The organism is Novosphingopyxis baekryungensis DSM 16222, from assembly GCF_000420305.1.
GTDB lineage: Bacteria > Pseudomonadota > Alphaproteobacteria > Sphingomonadales > Sphingomonadaceae > Novosphingopyxis > Novosphingopyxis baekryungensis.
In genome coordinates this window covers 5,001-24,019 of record NZ_ATUR01000005.1, presented here as the reverse complement: position 1 = coordinate 24,019, position 19,019 = coordinate 5,001, and the positions used below count along the sequence as shown (strand labels likewise).

Sequence of the window (19,019 nt, the reverse complement as noted above, 5' to 3'; positions counted from 1 at the left end):
GAGAGATGACCGACTTGTCCGGCACCCGGTTCAACTATGTCGAACTGAGCGTTTCAGAAACGGCTCGGTCGCGTGCTTTCTACGAAGAAGCATTCGGCTGGGCTTTTGCCGATTATGGGCCTGGCTATAGCGCCACCGCCACCGGCGATACCGATCTTGGTCTCGATGCGTCCACCAAGGCGCCGCCGCTGCCGGTGATCGAAAGCCGTAACCTTGCCGCCACGCGCACCGCAGTGCTCGCTGCGGGCGGCAAGCTGACGCGGGACATATACGGTTTTCCCGGCGGTTCGCGCTTCGAATTTACCGATCCCGATGGCAACAGACTGGCCGTTTGGCAGCAGGATTGATCCGGCTTGAGTGAGAGCGCAGCTCGGCTTACATGGCTGTCATGACCTCGACCAATGACATCCGCCGCAGTTTCCTCGATTATTTCGCGGAAAATGGCCATGAGCGCGTCGCTTCATCGCCGCTCGTTCCCCATAATGACCCGACACTTATGTTTGTTAACGCAGGCATGGTGCCGTTCAAGAATGTTTTCACGGGCCTGGAATCGCGGCCTTATGTCACCGCCACCAGCGCGCAGAAGTGCGTCCGTGCCGGCGGCAAGCATAATGATCTCGATAATGTGGGCTACACCGCCCGCCACCACACCTTTTTCGAGATGATGGGCAATTTCTCGTTCGGCGACTATTTCAAGGAACAGGCGATTGAACATGCCTGGACGCTGATCACGAAGGAATGGGGCATCGACCCATCCAGGCTGACGGCGACGGTCTATCATGATGACGATCAGGCCTATGATCTGTGGCGCAAGATTGCCGGTCTTCCGGAAGACCGCATCATCCGTATCGCCACCAAGGACAATTTCTGGGCGATGGGCGACAATGGCCCCTGCGGCCCTTGCAGCGAACTGTTCTACGATCATGGCGATCATATCTGGGGCGGCCCTCCCGGCACGCCGGAGGAAGATGGCGACCGTTTCGTCGAGATCTGGAACCTGGTTTTCATGCAATATCGGCAGGAAGAAGCCGAGATCGTCGGCGAACTGCCCAAACCCTCGATCGATACCGGCATGGGGCTGGAGCGCGCGGCGGCCGTGCTGCAGGGCGTGCATGACAATTACGACATCGACCTGTTCAAGACGCTGATCGCCGCATCGGTCGACCTCACCGAACAGGCGGAGACCGACGCCACGCGGGCCAGCCACCGCGTGATTGCCGACCATTTGCGCTCGGTCAGCTTCCTGATGGCCGATGGCGTCCTGCCCGCCAATGAGGGGCGCGGCTATGTGCTGCGCCGGATCATGCGCCGCGCCATGCGCCATGCGCATCTGCTCGGCGCGAAGGATCCGCTGATGCATCGCCTCGTGCCCAGCTTGTCGGCCGAAATGGGCGCCGCCTATCCCGAACTCATCCGCGCGCAGCCGCTGATCCAGGAAACGCTGGAGCGCGAGGAAACCCGCTTCCGCCAGACGCTCGAAAAAGGGCTCGGTCTGCTAGACGACGCCACTGCTTCGATGGAGAAGGGCGACGAGCTTCCCGGAGAAACCGCGTTCAAGCTCTACGATACCTATGGCTTCCCCTATGATCTGACCGAGGACGCCCTGCGCGCACGCGGCCTGACGGTCGATCGCGCCGGTTTCGACGCGGCCATGGCGGAGCAGAAAAAGGCGGCGCGCGCGGCCTGGAAAGGCTCCGGCGACAGCACGGACGGAGAGATCTGGTTCGACATTGCCGAGCGCGAAGGCAGCAGCGAGTTCATCGGCTATCAGGCCACCGAGGGCGAAGGCACGATCGTCGGACTGATCAAGGATGGCAAGGAAGTCAATGAGATAGGCGAGGGTGACTCGGCCGTTATTCTTGCTAACCAGACGCCGTTCTACGCCGAATCCGGCGGCCAGATGGGCGACAGTGGCCGCATTGGCGGACCGGCGGGCTTCTCTGCCGCCGTTTCGGACACGTCCAAGCCATTGGGGCGGCTGCACGCCCATCACGCCGTGGTGGACAGTGGCCGCCTGAAGCTTGGTGACAGCGTACAAATGCTGGTGGATGGCGAACGGCGCGATCGCTTGCGCGCCAACCATAGCGCGACGCATCTGCTGCACGCCGCGCTGCGCAACCGCCTTGGCGGCCATGTGACGCAAAAAGGCAGCCTGGTCGCACCCGAGCGGCTGCGGTTCGACTTTTCCAATCCAACCGCGCTGAGCGATGAGGACATCGCGGCGGTTGAGGCGGAGGTGAATGAGGAAATTCGCGCCAATCAGGCCGTCACCACGCGGCTTATGGCGCCTGAGGATGCCGTGGAGGCCGGCGCGCTGGCGCTGTTCGGGGAGAAATATGGCGATGAGGTCCGCGTGCTTTCCATGGGGCGCCAGACCGACAAGCATTATTCGATCGAGCTGTGCGGCGGCACCCATGTCGATGCGCTTGGCGATATCGCCTTGTTCAAGATCATCGGCGAAAGCGCCGTTTCCAGCGGTGTGCGCCGTATCGAGGCGCTGACCGGGGAAGCGGCCCGGCAATATCTTGGCGGGCGCGATGCCATGTTGCGGCAAGCCGCGCAGATGCTGAAAACCTCGCCGGATGAGGTCGGGGAGCGTGTTGGCGCACTTGTGGCCGAGCGTCGCCGTCTGGAAACCGAACTGGCAGAGGCGAAGAAGCAGCTGGCGCTTGGCGGGGGCGGGGGCACCGGATCGGGTCCGGAAATCGAAACGCTGGGCGAGACCAAATTCCTTGGCCAGACCCTGGAAGGTGTCGACCCCAAATCCCTGCGCAGCATTCTGGATGACATGAAGGCGCAGCTCGGCAGCGGCATTGCCGCGCTCGCGGCGGTCAATGAGGGGCGCGCCGCCTTTGCCGTGGCGGTGACCGACGATCTGACCGAAAGCTTTGATGCCGTGGCGCTGGTACGCGCCGGCGTGGCGGAGCTTGGTGGCAAAGGCGGCGGTGGCCGCGCGGATATGGCGCAAGGCGGCGGGCCGGACGGCGCAAAGGCCGCGCAGGCACTCGACGCGGTGCGCGCCGCCATTACCGGCTGATGGCGCTTCCGCAGGACGGCAATATCGTCATCCTGACGGGCGCGGGCATCAGCGCGGAGTCCGGGCTGGATACCTTCCGCGATGCCGGGGGCCTGTGGGCGCAGCACCGGGTAGAGGATGTTGCGACACCGGAAGCCTTTGCGCGAAACGCTGACCTCGTACTTAACTTTTATGACTCGCGGCGCGAAGGCGCAGCAGCGGCGCGGCCCAATGCGGCGCATGCGGCGTTGGCACGGCTAGACCGGGAGTGGCGTGGCGGGCTGCTGATCGTCACGCAGAATGTGGACGATCTGCATGAGCGGGCCGGGGCCGAGCGGCTGTTGCACATGCATGGCAGCCTGGCACTGGCCTGGTGTACCGCGTGCGACGCGCGCGTGCCGATTGCGCAGGATCTGATCGATCGGCCTGCCTGCCCGGCCTGCGGCGCGAGCGGCCATTTGCGGCCCGATGTCGTCTGGTTCGGCGAAATGCCCTATGAGATGGACCGCATCTATGCCGCGCTGGGCATCGTGGACCTGTTCGTCTCGATCGGCACCAGTGGCGCCGTCTATCCGGCGGCAGGGTTCGTGCAGGAAGCGCGGACCAGTGGCGCGCATTGCCTGGAGATCAATCTCGAGCCGAGCCAAGGCACACATGTCTTTCACGAAGCGCGGCATGGGCAGGCCGGGCAGGTGGTGCCGGCATGGGTGGACGAAGTTCTCGACATGGCCTGACATCAGCCTGCGCGCTTAGGAAAGATAACAGAAAAGGGCCGCGAATTGCTTCGCGGCCCTTTTGCTTATCTATTCTAACTAAGGTTAGAGCTTCTCGGTCAGCTCCGGCACGATCTTGAACAGATCGCCGACCAGACCGATGTCCGCGATCTGGAAGATCGGGGCGTCTTCATCCTTGTTGATCGCAACGATGGTCTTGGAATCCTTCATACCCGCCAGATGCTGGATCGCGCCGGAAATGCCGATCGCCATATAGCATTCGGGGGCGACGATCTTGCCGGTCTGGCCGACCTGATAGTCATTGGGGGCATAGCCCGCATCGACGGCTGCGCGGCTTGCGCCCACACCGGCGTCAAGCTTGTCGGCCAGTGGATCGAGCAGTTCGTGGAAGCTTTCCTTCGATCCGAACGCGCGGCCACCGGATACGATGACGCTGGCACTGGTCAGTTCGGGACGGTCGCTCTTGGCAAGGTCCTGGCTAACAAATTCGCTCAGGCCATTGCCGGTGCCGCCGCTGACGGCTTCGATCTCGCCCGAACCGCCTTCGGTTTCTGCCTTGTCGAACGCGGTGCCGCGCACGGTGATGACCAGCTTTTCATCGCCTGACTGGACGGTAGCGATGGCGTTGCCGGCGTAAATCGGACGGGTGAAGGTTTTGTCGCCTTCCACAGAGAGAATGTCCGAAATCTGCATGACATCGAGCAACGCGGCCACGCGCGGGGCAATGTTCTTGCCGTTGGTGGTTGCCGGCGCGATGAAGGCATCATGATGCCCCATCAAATCGACGACCAGGGCTGCCACCGCTTCGGGGAGCATATGGCCATAGGCCGCATCGTCGGCGACATGGACCTTGCCCACGCCAGCGACCTTGGCAGCCTGCTCGCCAACCGCGGCGCAATTTTCACCAGCGACGAGCAGATGCACCTCGCCGATCTGGGAAGCCGCCGTGACTGCGGCGAGGGTAGCGTCGTTCATCGACGCATTGTCATGTTCTACGAGAACCAGGGTTTTCATATCTGAAATCCTTTTGAATGGGGGTTACGCGATGCCGAGCGCCTTGAGCTTGGTGACCAGCGCGTCGACGTCTTCCACCTTTTCACCGGCCTGGCGGACGGGTGGTTCGGACACGTTGGTCGTGGTCAGGCGCGGCGCGATGTTGACGCCGTAATCGGCAGGCGTCTTGGTATCGAGCGGCTTTTTCTTGGCTTTCATAATGTTAGGAAGCGAGGCATAGCGCGGCTCGTTCAGGCGAAGATCGGTGGTGATGATGGCCGGAAGCTGCAATTTCACGGTTTCCAGACCGCCATCGATCTCACGCTTTACCGTCACGCTGTCGCTGTCCAGCTCCACCGTATTGGCAAAGGTGCCCTGTGGGCGGTCCATGAGCGCCGCCAGCATCTGGCCGGTCTGGTTGGCGTCATCGTCGATCGCCTGCTTGCCAAGAATGATGAGGCCGGGCTGTTCTTCCTCGGCAACCTTCTGGAGCAGCTTGGCGACGGCCAGCGGCTCGACGGTTTCATCCGTTTCGATCAGAATGGCCCGGTCAGCACCCATGGCGAGCGCTGTGCGCAGCGTTTCCTGGGCCTTTGCGGGGCCGACGGACACCGCGATGATCTCCTCGATCTTGCCAGCTTCCTTGAGGCGGATGGCCTCTTCGACGCTGATTTCATCGAACGGGTTCATCGACATTTTGACATTGGCGAGATCGACACCAGAGCCATCGGACTTCACCCGTGGCTTCACATTATAATCGATCACCCGCTTTACGGGGACGAGAGCTTTCATGCGCTTTCCTTTCCTTGGGGCGACTGCTTTACGTTGACGTAAACGTTACGTAGCAGTTTCGCAATGGGATTTCCACCCTCCAACGGGCGAAATTGTGAGAAGTTGCGAGGATACCCGATACGTCAAAAGGCCGCCGTATCTAGCGGTTGCCCATAGAAAATCGCCCGACCGGTGCGTGGAAAGCATCCGGCCGGGCGACGGTCGTTCAGTACGGGGTGATCATGCGATCAGGCGGCCTGTTTTACCTCGGCTACGATCTTCTTGGCAGCGTCGCCCAGATTGTCGGCGCTGACGATCGGCAGGCCGCTGTTGGACAGGATGTCCTTGCCCTTTTCCACATTGGTGCCTTCCAACCGCACCACGAGCGGCACGGACAGGTTCACTTCCTTGGCCGCCGCAACGATGCCATCGGCGATGATGTCGCACTTCATGATGCCGCCGAAGATGTTGACGAGGATGCCTTTCACCGACGGATCGCTCAGAATGATCTTGAACGCCGCGGTGACCTTTTCCTTGTCCGCGCCGCCGCCGACATCGAGGAAGTTGGCTGGGAACGCGCCGTTCAGCTTGATGATGTCCATGGTGGCCATGGCAAGCCCTGCGCCATTGACCATGCAGCCGATGTCGCCATCCAGCTTGATATAGGCCAGGTCATATTTGGAAGCCTCGACCTCCATCGGGTCTTCTTCGCTCTCGTCACGCAGCGCTTCCACATCGGGATGGCGGAACATGGCGTTGGAATCGAAGCTCATCTTGGTGTCGAGCACCAGCAGCTTGCCGTCCTTGGTCTCGACCAGAGGATTGATCTCGATCATCGCGCAGTCGAGGCCGACAAAGGCTTCGTACAGCTTCTTGGTCAGATCGACGCAGGACGCAGCCAGATCGCCGGAGAGCTTGAGCGCGTCGGCGGCCTTCTGGCCATCCGCATCGGTGAAGCCGGCGGCAGGATCGACGGTGATGGTGGTGATCTTTTCGGGCGTGTCATGCGCCACGGTCTCGATGTCCATGCCGCCTTCGGTGGAAACCACCATGGCGATGCGGCCGGTGGCACGGTCCACGAGCATGGAAAGATAATATTCCTTCTCGATGTCCACGCCATCGGTCACGTACAGGCGGTTGACTTCCTTGCCCTCGTCACCGGTCTGCACGGTCACGAGCGTGTTGCCGAGCATGTCCGTGGCATCGCTGCGCACATCGTCGATCGACTTGGCAAGGCGCACACCGCCCTTGGCGTCCGCGCCCAGTTCCTTGAACGTCCCCTTGCCGCGGCCACCGGCGTGGATCTGCGCCTTCACGACATAGAGCGGTCCGGGCAGCTGCTCGGCGCCCTTGACGGCTTCGTCGACGGTCATGGCCGGATAGCCGGTGGGAATGCCGATCCCGTAATTCGCAAGCAGTTCCTTGGCCTGATATTCATGGATATTCATAGGGAGGGGATCCTTTGGCTAATTTCACTTTGAAGGCGCTAAAGCATAGCGCGCCGGACATGGCTAGACTTAGGATGGCGGGCGGCGGAACGCTACAGGCAGCCTTCGACATATTGTATCGCCGGACCGCCGGCGAAAATGGACTGGACCTTGCCGTCGGTGCCGATCTCATAGGTGATCCCGCGCGCGGCCTCGTCGGACACATAGCCGCCGGGGCCGGTTGCCTTGCCGCCTTCACATATGGTGAGATATTCGGCCGGGGCATCGGCATATTTGTGGGGGCTGGCCTGCACGCGGTCGCCCAGCGCCTGCTTGATGGCGCCGGACCTGTCGCCCACGCCAAAGCCGTCGGCGGTCTTGACCTTCGATCCGTCGTGCAGTTCGATTCTCGACAGCCTGTCCTGCTCCACCATCAACAGCATGCCTTCCGGCGCGCGAGCGGGATGCAGCTGGTCGCACTGCGTGTCGTCCGGGCCGGCAATGCTCTCGGGATTGACGTCCGCGCCCAGCGCCTGCTCGATGGCGGCGCGGTCCATGCCGATGGTGAGCGGTCCCCAGCCGGTAGGCGTCAGCGGCTCGGCGGCCTGCGATGCGCCGGGCGCGGACGGTGAGGCGGGGGCGGCGGTGGGCGGTGTCGCCGCCGCGTCATCCTGCGATGCAGCGTCGGAGCCGGTTGCGGCGAAGTTGCACGCTGCCAGTGCAGCGCTGGCGCACAAGAGGAAGGAATTTCGCATCGATGCAGCTCCGGTGGTGCAGCGGCCGGGAATGGACGGCCTCACGCTTAACTGGTGACGGCGCAGATTGCTCCCGATGAGGTTACGACGCCCAGCACTTCGGGATCCTGCAGGCCGCGGGTGGCGCGGATGAACTCGTTCATGCTGACATCACCCGGCTGGCGCCCCTTGAACGCATCCAGGCTGGACAGGCGGTTGAGCTGCGAAAGCGATAGGCGGTCCACCATCCGCTCTGCCATGCAATCGGCCACCGGATAGGCAAGGCCGAGGCCGGTGAGGCCGTTGCGCACGCGCGTCTGCGGCGTGGCGCAGGCGGACAGCGCCACCGGGATAAGCAAAGCGATCAGAACTTTAAAAGGCGACATGGGTCTAAACTCCGGGGCCCTTGCGCTGACCGCAAGGGCGTGATGCGACGGTGGCCGATGCTAGGACGCGATCGGCCACCAGGCAAGCTGGAGAATGCGGAGTGGGGAGGCGGGTTCAGGCCTTCTCCGCCTCATGGTTTTTCGCGCGCTCGATCGATTCCAGGATGATACGCTTGGCATCGTCCGCATCGCCCCATTTGCCGACGCGGACCCATTTTTCAGGCTCCAGATCTTTGTAATGGGTGAAGAAATGCTCGACCTGCTGCATCACGATCTCGGGCAGATCACCACCCTGACCGATCTTGCGATAATAAGGGAAGGTGGCGTCGATCGGCACGCAGAGCAGCTTCTCATCGCCGCCATGCTCGTCTTCCAGATTGAGCACTGCGATCGGGCGCGCACGCACGACGCAACCGGGCATGAAGGGCGAGCGTGCGACCACCAGCGCGTCCAGCGGATCGCCATCGGGCGACAGCGTGTGGGGCACGAAGCCGTAATTGGCGGGATAGCGCATCGGCGTGTGCAGGATGCGGTCCACGAACAGCGCGCCGCTGTCCTTGTCGAACTCATATTTCACCGGCTCGCCGCCCACCGGGACTTCGATGATGACGTTGAGCGATTCGGGCGGATTGTCGCCGATGGCGATCTTCTTGATATCCATGGGAAGGTCCTTCTGTTCTGTCTTTGCGCCGGGCCATAGCCGCTGGTGCGCAGCGGCTGCAAGCCAGCGCATGCGGTATCGGGAAAGGGGTGTTCAGCGCGTGGCGGGCATCAGCAGCCGGTCGAGCGGCGCTTCGCCGTCCACGGTCTTCTCCAGATGCGGATAGCGCAGGCCGGCCTTGTAATCGAAATCGATCGTCCGGTAGCGCCCGTCGCGCAGCGCGATCAGGCTGATCGGCGCACCGTCCTTGGCCGCCGTGATCGCCGCCTTCATGCGATCGGTGCTATATTCCATGCCGTTGACCGACAGGATTTTCGTGCCTTCCACGATGTTCTTCTGAAACGCCGGGCCGTCCCACATCACATCGCGCACATCGCCATCCTTGCCGAGCGACAGGCCGAGCGAATAGCTGAGATCCAGCCCATATTCCTTCTCGGTCGATTTCTCATAGGCATTGGGCTCCTCGCGGTAGACGAGCCGGTATCCACCCTTCTCGAACCCGGCGACCGGCGCGGGCTGGCCCGGCGTGCGCAGGCGCTTGGTGAGGAAGGTGGCCCAGTCATAGGGCGCGATGCCGTTGAGGGTGCTCACCACATCGTCGAAGCTGTAGGTCACCTCGCCCCAATCGCCGTCGCGGATACCGAAAAAGGCCTTGGCGAAATCATCCAGCGAGCGCGCGCCGTTCGTCTGCTCGCGGATGACCATGTCGGCCTCCAGCCAGACCAGCGAGCCTTCGACATAATAATCCTCGCTGCGCTCCCAGCTGGGGAAGGGCTTGGGGCGGCGGGCGGACATGATCGGATCGAAGGTGGTGTCTTCCACGCTGCGCCATGCGCGGCCCGGCTGATTGGCATATTTCGCCGCCGCACGCGCCCATTCGCCCAGCGCCGTTTCTTTGGACTGGATGCCCGAACGCACGCCCAGGATGATGTCCCAGAAGCTGGTCTGGCCTTCATAGACCCACAGCAGATTGTCCTGCATCGGGGTGCGGAAATCGGGCGTCCAGAGACCGGCGGGGCGGCGGAACTTGCCGTTCCAGCTATGCACCATCTCATGCGGCAACAGGCCGCGCTGCCAGTCATTATTCTCCCAGTCGGTGAAATAATCGGGCTCGCGGCTGTTTTCCGAACTGCGATGATGCTCCAGCCCGATGCCGCCAAGCTTGTCGGTCAGCGCGAGCAGGAACTCGTAATGATCGAAATGGCGGCTGCCGAACACAGCCACCGCCTCGTCCACCAGGCGGCGATGCGCGTCGATCATCTCCGGCGTGGCTTCCAGACTGGACGCCTCGTCCGCCACCACGTTCAGCGTGACGTTCTGGCCCAGATCCCAGCTCTTGAAATGCGCGCCCGCGAACATCGGGCTGTCGACCAGCGTCTCGTAGCTCGTCTCGCCATAGCGGATCATGTTGCCGCTGGCCTTGGCACCGTCCAGCGCGGTCGCGGCGGTCCAGCCGGCGGGCAGGCTGATGGTCGGTTTCACGCGGATCTGGCGGGTATAATAGCCGGCGGGGTAGAGCGAGACCTGCTCCCACTGCACATTCATCATGTCGGGCGTCACCACCACGCGGCCCTCACCGGGGCCGACGGGGGAGAGGAACTGGAATTCCACGTCCAGCGCCCGTGCACCCTGCGGCACATCCACCTGAAAAGCGTAGACATCCAGCGGATCGCGCGTCCAGGCAACCGGCTTGCCGCCCGCGCTGATCTGAAGGCCCGCCAACTGGTCGATCGCGCCGCGCGGCCCATGCTTGCCGGGCAGCCATTCGGGATAGAGCAGCGTCATCGGCCCGCTAGCGGCCACCGGAATGGTCTGCTTCACGCGGAATACGCCGCGCGCCACGTCGGTGGCATCCACGTTCAGCGTCATGACGCCGGGATAGGGCTCATCCAGCGGCAGCGGCGTGGCATCGTCCAGCTGCGGCGCGGTCGGCGCGCTATTGCCGGCGGTCTGCGCAAGGGCGGCGCTGGCGATGAGGGACAGGAGGGCGGCGGAGGTCAAAAGCATTTTGTTCATGGCGCGGGGTGATGCCGCGAATTGCGCTTTGGGTCCAGCGCTTTGCGCCGCACCTTCCCCCGCGCGGCGAAGCGCGCTAACAGCCGCCACCATGGCCAAGGCAAACACAATTAACCCCGTGCGCGGCACGCAGGACATTTTCGGCGAAGAGCAGGAGCGTTTCGCCCATGTCGTCAGCACCTTCGACCGCGTGCGGCGGCTCTATGGATTTCAGGGCGTACAGATGCCGGTGATCGAGCCGACCGCGGTGTTCGCGCGCTCGCTGGGCGAAACCACCGACGTCGTGTCCAAGGAAATGTACTCGTTCGACGATCGCGGCGGCGATTCGATCACGCTGCGCCCGGAATTTACCGCCGGCATCGCGCGCGCCTTCATCTCGAACGGCTGGCAGCAGCATGTGCCGCTGAAGCTGGCCGCGCACGGCCCGCTATTTCGCTATGAACGGCCGCAAAAGGGCCGCTATCGCCAGTTCCACCAGATCGACGCGGAGATCATCGGCGCCGCCGAGCCGCAGGCCGATGTGGAACTGCTGGCGATGGCCGATCAGCTGCTGCACGAGCTGGGCATTGCCGACGGCGTGACGCTGCAGCTCAACACGCTGGGCGACGGTGACAGCCGTGAGGCATGGCGCGCCGCGCTGATCGACCATTTCGAGGCGCATCGCGGCGCGCTTTCGGAGGATTCGCAGGAGCGCCTGCAGAAGAACCCGCTGCGCATCCTGGACAGCAAGGACCCGCGCGACCGGCCCATTGCCAACAGCGCGCCCGATATCGACGCCTTCCTGACGGATGAGGCGAAGGCGTTTTTCGATGCGGTCTGCGCCGGGCTGGACGCGGCGGGCGTGGCCTGGACCCGCAACAGCCGGCTGGTGCGCGGCCTCGATTATTATCGCCACACCGCGTTCGAATTCGTCACCGACCGGCTGGGCGCGCAGGGCACCGTGCTGGCCGGTGGGCGCTATGACGGGCTGATCGAAAATCTGGGCGGACCAAGCACGCCTGCTGTCGGCTGGGCTGCCGGGATCGAGCGGCTGGCGATGTTGCTCGACGGCGTTGTCGCCGCGTCGATCGATGCCGCCATCGTACCGATGGGCGATGCTGCCGAAGCGCGCGCCGCGGCGCTGGCGGCAGAGCTGCGCCGCGCCGGCTTGGCCGTCGAACTCGGCTACAAGGGGAATATGAAGAAGCGCATGCAGCGGGCCAATGCCGCCGGTGCGCGCTACGCCATCATCATCGGGGACGACGAACTGGCGCGTGGCGAGGCGGCGCTGAAGAATCTGGCAGACGGCGAACAGCGCGATGTGAAGCTGGATGCGCTGGCCGAAGCGCTGTCGCAATGACACACAAGGCGCGTCATTCCGGCGAAGGCCGGAATCTGGTTCAGCCCAATATGCGATCCGAGACCCCGGCCTGCGCCGGGGTGATGCTGGCCGTGGCGCACGCATCGTGACCGCCATCTCCCAGCAGCGCATCGCGCAGATCGAATCGCGCTTTGCCGAGATGCAGGCGCGCATGGCGTCCGGTCAGCTGGATGGCGAGGCCTTCGTCGCCATGTCCAAGGACTATGCTGAGCTGGAGCCGGTGGCAGAAGCCGCCGCCAATGTCCGCCGTCTGCGCGCCGAGCTGAAGCTGTTGGAAGAGATGATGGCCGAAGACGGGCAGGACGCCGACATCCGCGCCATGGCGCAGGAGGAGGTGGACGGTCTGCGCGCGCAAATTCCGGAGGCCGAACATGCGCTGGCGCTCAAGATGTTGCCCAAGGATTCGGCCGATGCGCGCCCTGCCATGCTGGAAATCCGCGCGGGCACGGGCGGGGACGAGGCGGCGTTGTTCGCGGGCGACCTGTTCCGCATGTATTCGCGCTATGCCGATCTCAACGGCTGGAAGGTGGAGCCGATCAGCGCCAGCTCTTCCGATGTCGGCGGCTATAAGGAAGTCGTGGCCTCGGTCACGGGGCAGGGCGTGTTCGCCAAGCTGAAGTTTGAAAGCGGCGTGCACCGCGTCCAGCGCGTACCGGTGACCGAGAGCGGCGGGCGCATCCACACCAGCGCCGCCACCGTCGCCGTGCTGCCGGAGCCCGAAGAGGTCGACGTCCAGATCGACGAGAACGACCTGAAGATCGACGTTTACCGTGCATCGGGCGCGGGCGGGCAGCATGTGAACACCACCGACAGCGCCGTGCGCATCACCCATCTTCCTTCTGGTCTGGTGGTCACGCAGCAGGACGAGAAATCGCAGCACAAGAACAAGGCCAAGGCGCTCAAAGTGTTGCGCGCCCGGCTGTACGAAGCCGAGCGCGAGCGTGCCGCCAGCGAGGAGGCCAGCGCGCGCAAGTCCATGGTCGGCTCGGGCGACCGGTCCGAGCGCATCCGCACCTATAATTTTCCGCAAGGCCGCGTGACCGATCACCGCATCGGCCTGACGCTGCACAAGCTGCCCGAAATCGTGGCGGGCGATGCGCTGAACGAGCTGATCGGTGCGCTGATCGCCGAAGATGAGGCCGAGCGGCTGGCGAGCGTGAATGCCGGGTGAGGCGCTGCCCCGCTCCCGTGCGCGGGCAGGGGCGTGTTGAGCGCCGCTGCCGACGCCCTGCGCGCCGCCACCGCACAGCTTGCGCCCACCAGCCCGACCCCCCGGCTCGATGCCGAACTGCTGATGGCGCATGCGCTGGACATGGCGCGGCCGGACCTGTTGCTGCGTCTGCCGGACCTTGCCGAACCTACGGAATTTGCCGCCCTTCTGGCACGGCGCGCCGCGCAGGAACCGATCGCCTATATCGTCGGGCATCAGGATTTCTGGGACATGACGCTGGATGTTACGCCGGATGTGCTGATCCCGCGCGCCGACAGCGAAACGCTGATCGAGGCGGCGCAGGACATGCTGGCGGACCGGCCCCCGCACCGGATTGCGGACTTTGGCACTGGATCGGGCGCGCTGCTGCTTGCCGCCCTGCGGCTGTTCCCGGCGGCGCATGGCGTGGGCGTGGATGCCAGCGCGGCGGCGCTCGGCGTGGCGCGGGGCAATGCGGATCGGCTGGGGTTGACCCGGCGCGCACGCTTTTGCCTCGCCAACTGGCGTGAGCAGGGCTGGGCCAATGCACTAGGCGGGCCGTTAGATCTGATCCTGTGCAATCCGCCCTATGTCGAAAGCGGGGCGGCGCTGGCGCAGAGCGTGCGCGCGTTCGAACCGGCGTCGGCGCTCTTCGCGGGCGCAGACGGGATGGACGATTATGATCGGCTGCTGCCGCAGCTGCGCGATCTGTTGGCGCCTGATGGCGCGGCGATCTTCGAGATCGGGGCGGAGCAGTGGCCGCCTGTGAAAGCGCTGGCCGAACGATGCACTTTGCGCGCTGATCTGCGGCGCGATCTGGCAGGCAAGCCGCGTGCCGTCCTGCTAAAGCGTGGCTGAGCCAGGGCGCTGTCCTACAGGCCTGTGTCTCTGCCAAGGATGGCGGCCAGGGGCTGGCGCGCTGGGTTCGGCTGGCATTTCATCGTTCCATCAGAACGGTCTGCCGGAATTTGGCGCGGACGGGGTCTGTTCTTTGCGAACTTCCGCGCCTGCAGCGGTGCAAACGGCATTTTCCCCTTGGTTTTCCCGATCCGACTCGCTAGGTCTGGCAGCAGCTTCCCGAAATCGCGAGATTTTGCCGCTTTTGCGGGAGCGCCTTCCAAAGGAAACCAGCTGATCGTGCGGGCGTCTCGGCCCACCGAAAAGCAGGAAGGCGAATGCGCTTCATGCCATGGATTTGCAGGCTGGGCGCCGGGGGACCGCAACTTTACGGTATTAGGACGAGACAGCCTTTATGAATAATCGTCAGCCCAACCGCCGTCGCGGCCGTGGCAACAACAATAACAACAACCGTCAGCAGAACAATCGCGGCGGTGGTGGTGGTTTCGATCATCAGAACCGGATCGACAATCGCGCGCGCGGCAATGCCGGACAGCTTCTGGAGAAATACAAGAAGCTCGCGCAGGATTCGCAGATGAATGATGACCGGGTGAACACGGAATATTATCTGCAGTTCGCCGATCACTATTTCCGCGTGCAGGCCGATTTCAAGGCCCGGCAGGACGAAAAGCAGGCGCGTCACAGCAATAATAGCAACAACGACCGCGACAATGACGCGGACGACGATAACGATGGTGACGACAACAACGACAACCGCCGGAACAACAACCGGCAGCAGCGCGGCAATCAGCAGAACGACCGGCAGCAGAACGACCGGTCCAATGACCGCAATGCGCGCGGCCGCAATGATTCCGATGATCATGACGACAATGATGACGATGACGACGATGATGATCGTCACGCGAACAGCCGTCAGAACAATCAGCCGTCGAACGACGACGATGATGATGACGACAATCATGGCCGTACACGCCAGCGCCGCAGCAATCCGCGCCGGGACCGCGATGATAGCGGATCGGACGATCAGCCGCGTGCCGCCAAGAGCGACGATGGCGATCAGCCGCGCGACGTGAAACCGCGCGCACCGCGCAAGCCGCGCGTCCGCAAGGATGATGCGGCGGAGAAGGACGGGCTGAGCGCCGATGTCCTGCCACCGCCCATCGGCGCGGGCGATGCCGACGAAAAGCCCAAGCGCAAGCCACGCGCGCCGCGAAAGCCAAAGCAGTCGAATGACGAACAGACGGCCGCTGCGGAGTGATGCAATTTCTGGGTCGATTGACCTTGTAAGTTCATAATGGATAGGCATGCTCCCCTCGGTTCGATCGAGGGGAGATCATCATGCGAGTTCATTTTGCGGCGCTGCTTCTGGCTGGCACTTCCGTGCCCCTGTCCGCCCAAGCGTCAGCGCAGACCCCCACGGACACGCCGCCGCCCGCTGACCAGCCCACAGCGGGCAGCGCGCAGGGCGATGTGGCGCTCACCATCTATCAGAACGGCCAGTCTCTGGTGCAGGACCGGCGGCAGCTGCGGCTCCCCGCCGGGCGCAGCCGTCAGGAACTGCCGGATGTCTCGGCCAAAATCCGCCCGGAAACGGTGGTGTTGTCTGGCCCCGGCATCGGGATTGTCGAACAGAATTTCGATTATGACCTGCTGACGCCCGGCGCGCTGATCGAGAAGGCGGTGGGGCAGACGGTCACGCTTCTGCGCACCAACCTCGCCACCGGGGCCCAGACCCGCGATCGCGCGAAAGTGCTGGCTGCCAATGGCGGCGTGGTGCTGGAGGTGAACGGCCATATCGAAGTGCTGCGCGATGATGGCCTGCCGGTGCGGGTGATCTTCGATGCCGTGCCGCCCGGCCTGCGCGCCCGGCCCACCTTGTCGGTCACGCTCGAAGCGGCGCGCGGGGGCACGCTGCCGGTCGATCTTACCTATCTCACACCGGGCCTCGGCTGGAGCGCGGACTATGTCGCTTTGTTCGATCAGGCGGCGGAGCGGATCGATGTGGAAGGATGGGTCACGCTCACCAACAATTCGGGGACCAGTTACAAGGACGCGGCGCTTCTGCTCGTCGCGGGCAGCCCCGGCAGTGCGCAATCTTCCTCGACACGCCGCCGCTATCCCTCGCCGCCGCCCGTCCCGGCACCGGGCGGCATGGTGCGCGCGGGCACGGAGACCGGAACGCGCGAACGGCTGGGCGATTATATCCTCTATCCGCTGGAACGGCGCACCGACGTGCTTGAAGCGCAGCAGAAACAGATCAGTTTTCTGGACGTGCAGGGCAGCCCGGCCAGCAGCAGCTATGCATACCGCGTCAGCGGCTTCAGCACGGCGGACCCTGCCAGCGCTTCGAGCGTGTTGAAATTCAGCACCGCGTCGCAAGGCGGGCTGGGTGATCAGCTGCCGGCAGGCACGGTCCGGGTCTATATGAAAGACGCGAGCGGCAGCCCGCAATTCATCGGGGAAAGTGCGGTGCCCGCGACGCCCATGGGATCGGACCTGGCGCTGGTGACCGGCGAAGCCTTCGACGTAAAGGTGCAGACCGTGGTCGAATCGCGGGAGCGGCGCGGCGATAGCGGCTGGCGCACCACCATGCGCTATGTGCTCAGCAATGCCGGCGCCCGTCCGGTCACCATCGATTTAACGCAGGATGGGCTTTATGGCGAATCCCGCGTGGTCGAACAAAGCCTGGAGAGCGAGCGGATATCGGCTGGCAGCGTGCGCTGGGCGGTGCCCGTGCCGGCCAATGGCACGGCGACCGTCACCGCAACCTTCGATACGCGCTATTGAGCTACGCGGCGATGCGGCTGCTCTTTTTCCTGCTGGCGCTGACCCTGTTGGCGATGACGATCCCCGCCGGTGCGTCTGCGCAGCAGCTTGTCCTATCCGAGCGCGCGGACACGACGTCGATCGCCATCTATCGCGCGCCGGACCGTGCCAGCGGACAGCCGATCGATCGCCGCTATCCGCGCGGCTATGCGCTGATCACCGAAACCCGCACGATCAACGTGCCGCAGGGCGAGGCCAAGATCCGCTTCGAGGGCGTGTCGGAGGGGATGTATCCGGAAAGCGCGATCATTTCCGGCCTGCCCAATGGCGTGATCGAGAAGAATCGCGACGCGCGTCTGTTGTCGCCCGCGGGTCTGGTCGATGCCTATCTGCGCCGCCGCGTCACGCTGGAGCGGACCGATCCCGCCACCGGAGTGGTGCGGATGCAGGAGGCCATCCTGCGCACCGGATCGCAGGGCGGGGTCGTGATCGAAAGCGATGAGGGCGTGGAAGCGCTGCGCTGTTCCGGCTTGCCCGAACGGCTGTTGTTCGATGCGGTGCCGAAGGATCTGTCGCCGCGGCCCAGTCTGTCGGTGCTGACGCAGAGCGACCGTGCGGTGCGCGCAACGCTGCAACTCACCTATCTTGCCGAGGGGTTCGATTGGGACGCGAACTATATCGTGGAGGCCAGTCCTGGAGCGGGCATGGGGGAGGCTGGCGGCACCGATGCGGCGGACACAGCGCGGCAGCTCAGCCTCTTCGCATGGCTCACGGTCGCCAATGGCGGAGACCAGACCTTCCCCGATGCCCAGCTGCTGGCCGTCGCGGGCACGCCGAACAAGGAACGCCGCGGGGCGCAGCCGCGAAGCCCGCCGGTCCGGCTCGATCTGCAATGCTATCCGGATGACAGCACGAGCGATGTCCCGCTGCGCTATGGCTATGCTGCTCCAGCACCCCCGCCGCCGCCGCCGGTAGCGGCGTCGGCCATGCGGATGACCGCCGAATCCATCACCGTGACCGGCGCGCGGTCCGCCGTACCGGTGGCCGCCATCCAGGCGGAGCAGGAGGATCTTGGCGACCTGAAACTCTATCGTGTTCCAGAGCCGATCACGATTGCGGCGAAGGCGCAGAAGCAGGTCGCCATGATCGTCCAGCCGATCGTCGATTATCGCCCCTTATATCTGGGAAGCTTCACCCAGAGCGATCTGTGCTGCGGGGATGGCACGCCGCGTCCACTGGATTTGACGCTGCGCGCCCTCAACGAGCGCGAAACGGGCCTTGGCCTGCCGCTCCCGCAGGGGCAGGTCGCGGTGTATGAACCGGGCGATTACGGCCCGCTGCTGGTCGGCCAGACCCGGCTCGCCGACAAGGCGGTGGGGCAGGAGGTGGAGCTGGGCCTTGGCCCGCGCGCCGATGTGCAGATGCAGATCAGCGCGCCGGATGACGCGCATCCCCGCCGGTTCGCGATCCTGATGACCAACGCGCTGGCCCGCCCCGTCGATGTCGAACTTTCCGTGCCGTTCGAGCTGCGCCGCGGCAAGGGGTTCGCCAAAGTCGATGGCGTGCCGACCTGGCAGGGCAGCATCGCCGCGAATAGCGAGCGGCGGCTGTCGTTCGAGATCCGCAAACCGGCGGAATAGCGTCAATCGTCGAGGTCGAATTCGCCTTCGAACGGATCGTCGATCGAATCGTCATGGCCGCTGCCGCTGGAAAGAAACACCAGCCCCATCAGGCCTGCCGAAGATAGCAGTGCCACCGAAATACCGAGGGCGGTGGCGATGTAGAGATGGATCGAAACCCACCCATTGCTGATATATAAAACGGTCATCGAGCCGATCACGCAGATCAGCGTCACCAGCGCCATCCAGCGCATCAGCCGCCAATAGCGCGCCCAGGCAAAGGCGGCATAGTCCGGGTCGTCGAGCTGCGATGGTTTGGGCATAAGGCGATGCGATCTCCGTTTGGCGCAAGGTCCACATAGGGGCTTTGGCCGCCAAACCAAAATTTCGTGCAAAGCGCTTGGCATCGCACCGGTCTATGAGGCATGTTTCCGGGCAAAGAGAGGAGCAAAGCCGATGACCATCGCAAAAATGCTGGAGGGGCGCCGC

General features: G+C 64.0%; 18 protein-coding genes (1 of these 18 only partly in view). 10 read left to right on the top strand and 8 right to left on the bottom strand.

Annotated features, from left to right (window positions below):
• The first annotated feature begins 5 nt into the window (after positions 1 to 5).
• From G410_RS0109305 to G410_RS0109295, 3 genes are read left to right on the top strand one after another with little or no spacing between them, the layout of a single operon-like run.
• Positions 6 to 347 (top strand): VOC family protein, encoded by a 342-nt coding sequence (locus G410_RS0109305; protein ID WP_022673381.1) that lies wholly within the window; start codon positions 6 to 8, stop codon positions 345 to 347.
• A gap of 41 nt (positions 348 to 388) precedes the next feature.
• The gene (gene alaS, locus G410_RS0109300; RefSeq protein WP_028971289.1) at positions 389 to 3,037 is read left to right on the top strand and encodes an alanine--tRNA ligase; all 2,649 of its coding nucleotides are present in this window, start codon (positions 389 to 391) and stop codon (positions 3,035 to 3,037) included.
• Positions 3,037 to 3,750, top strand: coding sequence for an NAD-dependent deacylase (locus G410_RS0109295; protein ID WP_022673379.1), 714 nt, complete (start codon positions 3,037 to 3,039; stop codon positions 3,748 to 3,750). Before alaS ends, G410_RS0109295 begins: the two co-directional genes overlap by 1 nt.
• A gap of 84 nt (positions 3,751 to 3,834) precedes the next feature.
• Here G410_RS0109295 and G410_RS0109290 read toward each other — a convergent pair whose 3' ends face one another.
• The 7 genes from G410_RS0109290 to G410_RS0109260 form a co-directional block, all read right to left on the bottom strand.
• Positions 3,835 to 4,764 (bottom strand): electron transfer flavoprotein subunit alpha/FixB family protein, encoded by a 930-nt coding sequence (locus G410_RS0109290; RefSeq protein WP_022673378.1) that lies wholly within the window; start codon positions 4,762 to 4,764, stop codon positions 3,835 to 3,837.
• Between the two features lie 24 nt (positions 4,765 to 4,788).
• On the bottom strand, positions 4,789 to 5,535 hold the full coding sequence (locus G410_RS0109285) for an electron transfer flavoprotein subunit beta/FixA family protein (RefSeq protein ID WP_022673377.1): 747 nt from the start codon (positions 5,533 to 5,535) through the stop codon (positions 4,789 to 4,791).
• A gap of 227 nt (positions 5,536 to 5,762) precedes the next feature.
• Entirely contained in the window at positions 5,763 to 6,962 is a 1,200-nt protein-coding gene (gene sucC, locus G410_RS0109280; protein WP_022673376.1) for an ADP-forming succinate--CoA ligase subunit beta, read from the bottom strand.
• A 92-nt stretch (positions 6,963 to 7,054) separates the two neighbouring features.
• Positions 7,055 to 7,696, bottom strand: coding sequence for a hypothetical protein (locus G410_RS0109275; RefSeq protein ID WP_022673375.1), 642 nt, complete (start codon positions 7,694 to 7,696; stop codon positions 7,055 to 7,057).
• 47 nt (positions 7,697 to 7,743) lie between these two features.
• The gene (locus G410_RS0109270; protein ID WP_022673374.1) at positions 7,744 to 8,061 is read right to left on the bottom strand and encodes a hypothetical protein; all 318 of its coding nucleotides are present in this window, start codon (positions 8,059 to 8,061) and stop codon (positions 7,744 to 7,746) included.
• Positions 8,062 to 8,176: 115 nt separating this feature from the next.
• Positions 8,177 to 8,722: an inorganic diphosphatase gene (gene ppa / locus G410_RS0109265; RefSeq protein ID WP_028971286.1), complete on the bottom strand. Its 546-nt coding sequence runs from the start codon at positions 8,720 to 8,722 to the stop codon at positions 8,177 to 8,179.
• A 93-nt stretch (positions 8,723 to 8,815) separates the two neighbouring features.
• Positions 8,816 to 10,738, bottom strand: a complete 1,923-nt coding sequence (locus G410_RS0109260; protein ID WP_022673372.1) for a M61 family metallopeptidase — start codon at positions 10,736 to 10,738, stop codon at positions 8,816 to 8,818.
• Between the two features lie 91 nt (positions 10,739 to 10,829).
• Here G410_RS0109260 and hisS point away from each other — a divergent pair, with 91 nt between their 5' ends.
• From hisS to G410_RS0109225, 6 genes are all read left to right on the top strand, one after another.
• Positions 10,830 to 12,077: a histidine--tRNA ligase gene (gene hisS / locus G410_RS0109255; protein ID WP_022673371.1), complete on the top strand. Its 1,248-nt coding sequence runs from the start codon at positions 10,830 to 10,832 to the stop codon at positions 12,075 to 12,077.
• Positions 12,078 to 12,183: 106 nt separating this feature from the next.
• A complete protein-coding gene (gene prfA / locus G410_RS0109245; RefSeq protein ID WP_022673369.1) occupies positions 12,184 to 13,269 on the top strand; it encodes a peptide chain release factor 1 in 1,086 nt (361 codons plus the stop codon).
• A gap of 36 nt (positions 13,270 to 13,305) precedes the next feature.
• Positions 13,306 to 14,145 (top strand): peptide chain release factor N(5)-glutamine methyltransferase, encoded by an 840-nt coding sequence (prmC, locus tag G410_RS0109240; protein WP_022673368.1) that lies wholly within the window; start codon positions 13,306 to 13,308, stop codon positions 14,143 to 14,145.
• A 394-nt stretch (positions 14,146 to 14,539) separates the two neighbouring features.
• Positions 14,540 to 15,403 (top strand): DUF4167 domain-containing protein, encoded by an 864-nt coding sequence (locus tag G410_RS0109235; protein WP_022673367.1) that lies wholly within the window; start codon positions 14,540 to 14,542, stop codon positions 15,401 to 15,403.
• An 80-nt stretch (positions 15,404 to 15,483) separates the two neighbouring features.
• Positions 15,484 to 16,932, top strand: a complete 1,449-nt coding sequence (locus tag G410_RS0109230) for a DUF4139 domain-containing protein (RefSeq protein WP_022673366.1) — start codon at positions 15,484 to 15,486, stop codon at positions 16,930 to 16,932.
• Positions 16,933 to 16,943: 11 nt separating this feature from the next.
• Complete coding sequence (locus tag G410_RS0109225; protein ID WP_156851926.1) at positions 16,944 to 18,551, top strand: DUF4139 domain-containing protein; 1,608 nt, start codon at positions 16,944 to 16,946, stop codon at positions 18,549 to 18,551.
• A gap of 2 nt (positions 18,552 to 18,553) precedes the next feature.
• On the opposite strand, the gene G410_RS0109220 is transcribed toward G410_RS0109225, so the two are convergent.
• Positions 18,554 to 18,853 carry a hypothetical protein gene (locus tag G410_RS0109220; protein ID WP_022673364.1) on the bottom strand — a complete coding sequence of 100 codons (300 nt, stop codon included), beginning with the start codon at positions 18,851 to 18,853 and terminating at the stop codon, positions 18,554 to 18,556.
• 133 nt (positions 18,854 to 18,986) lie between these two features.
• Between G410_RS0109220 and G410_RS0109215 the strand changes: the two genes are divergently transcribed.
• Positions 18,987 to 19,019, top strand: the beginning of a protein-coding gene (locus G410_RS0109215; protein ID WP_022673363.1) for a CBS domain-containing protein. 399 nt of this gene lie beyond the right edge of the window; 33 of the gene's 432 nt are visible here — the first part of the coding sequence; its start codon is at positions 18,987 to 18,989; its stop codon lies off the right edge, out of view.

What these genes read in the sequence shown, in the direction of transcription:
- G410_RS0109305 (WP_022673381.1), top strand. Translation starts at nt 6, where the DNA reads ATGACCGACTTGTCCGGCACCCGGTTCAACTATGTCGAACTGAGCGTT.
- alaS (WP_028971289.1), top strand. Translation starts at nt 389, where the DNA reads ATGACCTCGACCAATGACATCCGCCGCAGTTTCCTCGATTATTTCGCG.
- G410_RS0109295 (WP_022673379.1), top strand. Translation starts at nt 3,037, where the DNA reads ATGGCGCTTCCGCAGGACGGCAATATCGTCATCCTGACGGGCGCGGGC.
- G410_RS0109290 (WP_022673378.1), bottom strand. Translation starts at nt 4,764, where the DNA reads ATGAAAACCCTGGTTCTCGTAGAACATGACAATGCGTCGATGAACGAC.
- G410_RS0109285 (WP_022673377.1), bottom strand. Translation starts at nt 5,535, where the DNA reads ATGAAAGCTCTCGTCCCCGTAAAGCGGGTGATCGATTATAATGTGAAG.
- sucC (WP_022673376.1), bottom strand. Translation starts at nt 6,962, where the DNA reads ATGAATATCCATGAATATCAGGCCAAGGAACTGCTTGCGAATTACGGG.
- G410_RS0109275 (WP_022673375.1), bottom strand. Translation starts at nt 7,696, where the DNA reads ATGCGAAATTCCTTCCTCTTGTGCGCCAGCGCTGCACTGGCAGCGTGC.
- G410_RS0109270 (WP_022673374.1), bottom strand. Translation starts at nt 8,061, where the DNA reads ATGTCGCCTTTTAAAGTTCTGATCGCTTTGCTTATCCCGGTGGCGCTG.
- ppa (WP_028971286.1), bottom strand. Translation starts at nt 8,722, where the DNA reads ATGGATATCAAGAAGATCGCCATCGGCGACAATCCGCCCGAATCGCTC.
- G410_RS0109260 (WP_022673372.1), bottom strand. Translation starts at nt 10,738, where the DNA reads ATGAACAAAATGCTTTTGACCTCCGCCGCCCTCCTGTCCCTCATCGCC.
- hisS (WP_022673371.1), top strand. Translation starts at nt 10,830, where the DNA reads ATGGCCAAGGCAAACACAATTAACCCCGTGCGCGGCACGCAGGACATT.
- G410_RS0109235 (WP_022673367.1), top strand. Translation starts at nt 14,540, where the DNA reads ATGAATAATCGTCAGCCCAACCGCCGTCGCGGCCGTGGCAACAACAAT.
- G410_RS0109230 (WP_022673366.1), top strand. Translation starts at nt 15,484, where the DNA reads ATGCGAGTTCATTTTGCGGCGCTGCTTCTGGCTGGCACTTCCGTGCCC.
- G410_RS0109225 (WP_156851926.1), top strand. Translation starts at nt 16,944, where the DNA reads ATGCGGCTGCTCTTTTTCCTGCTGGCGCTGACCCTGTTGGCGATGACG.
- G410_RS0109220 (WP_022673364.1), bottom strand. Translation starts at nt 18,853, where the DNA reads ATGCCCAAACCATCGCAGCTCGACGACCCGGACTATGCCGCCTTTGCC.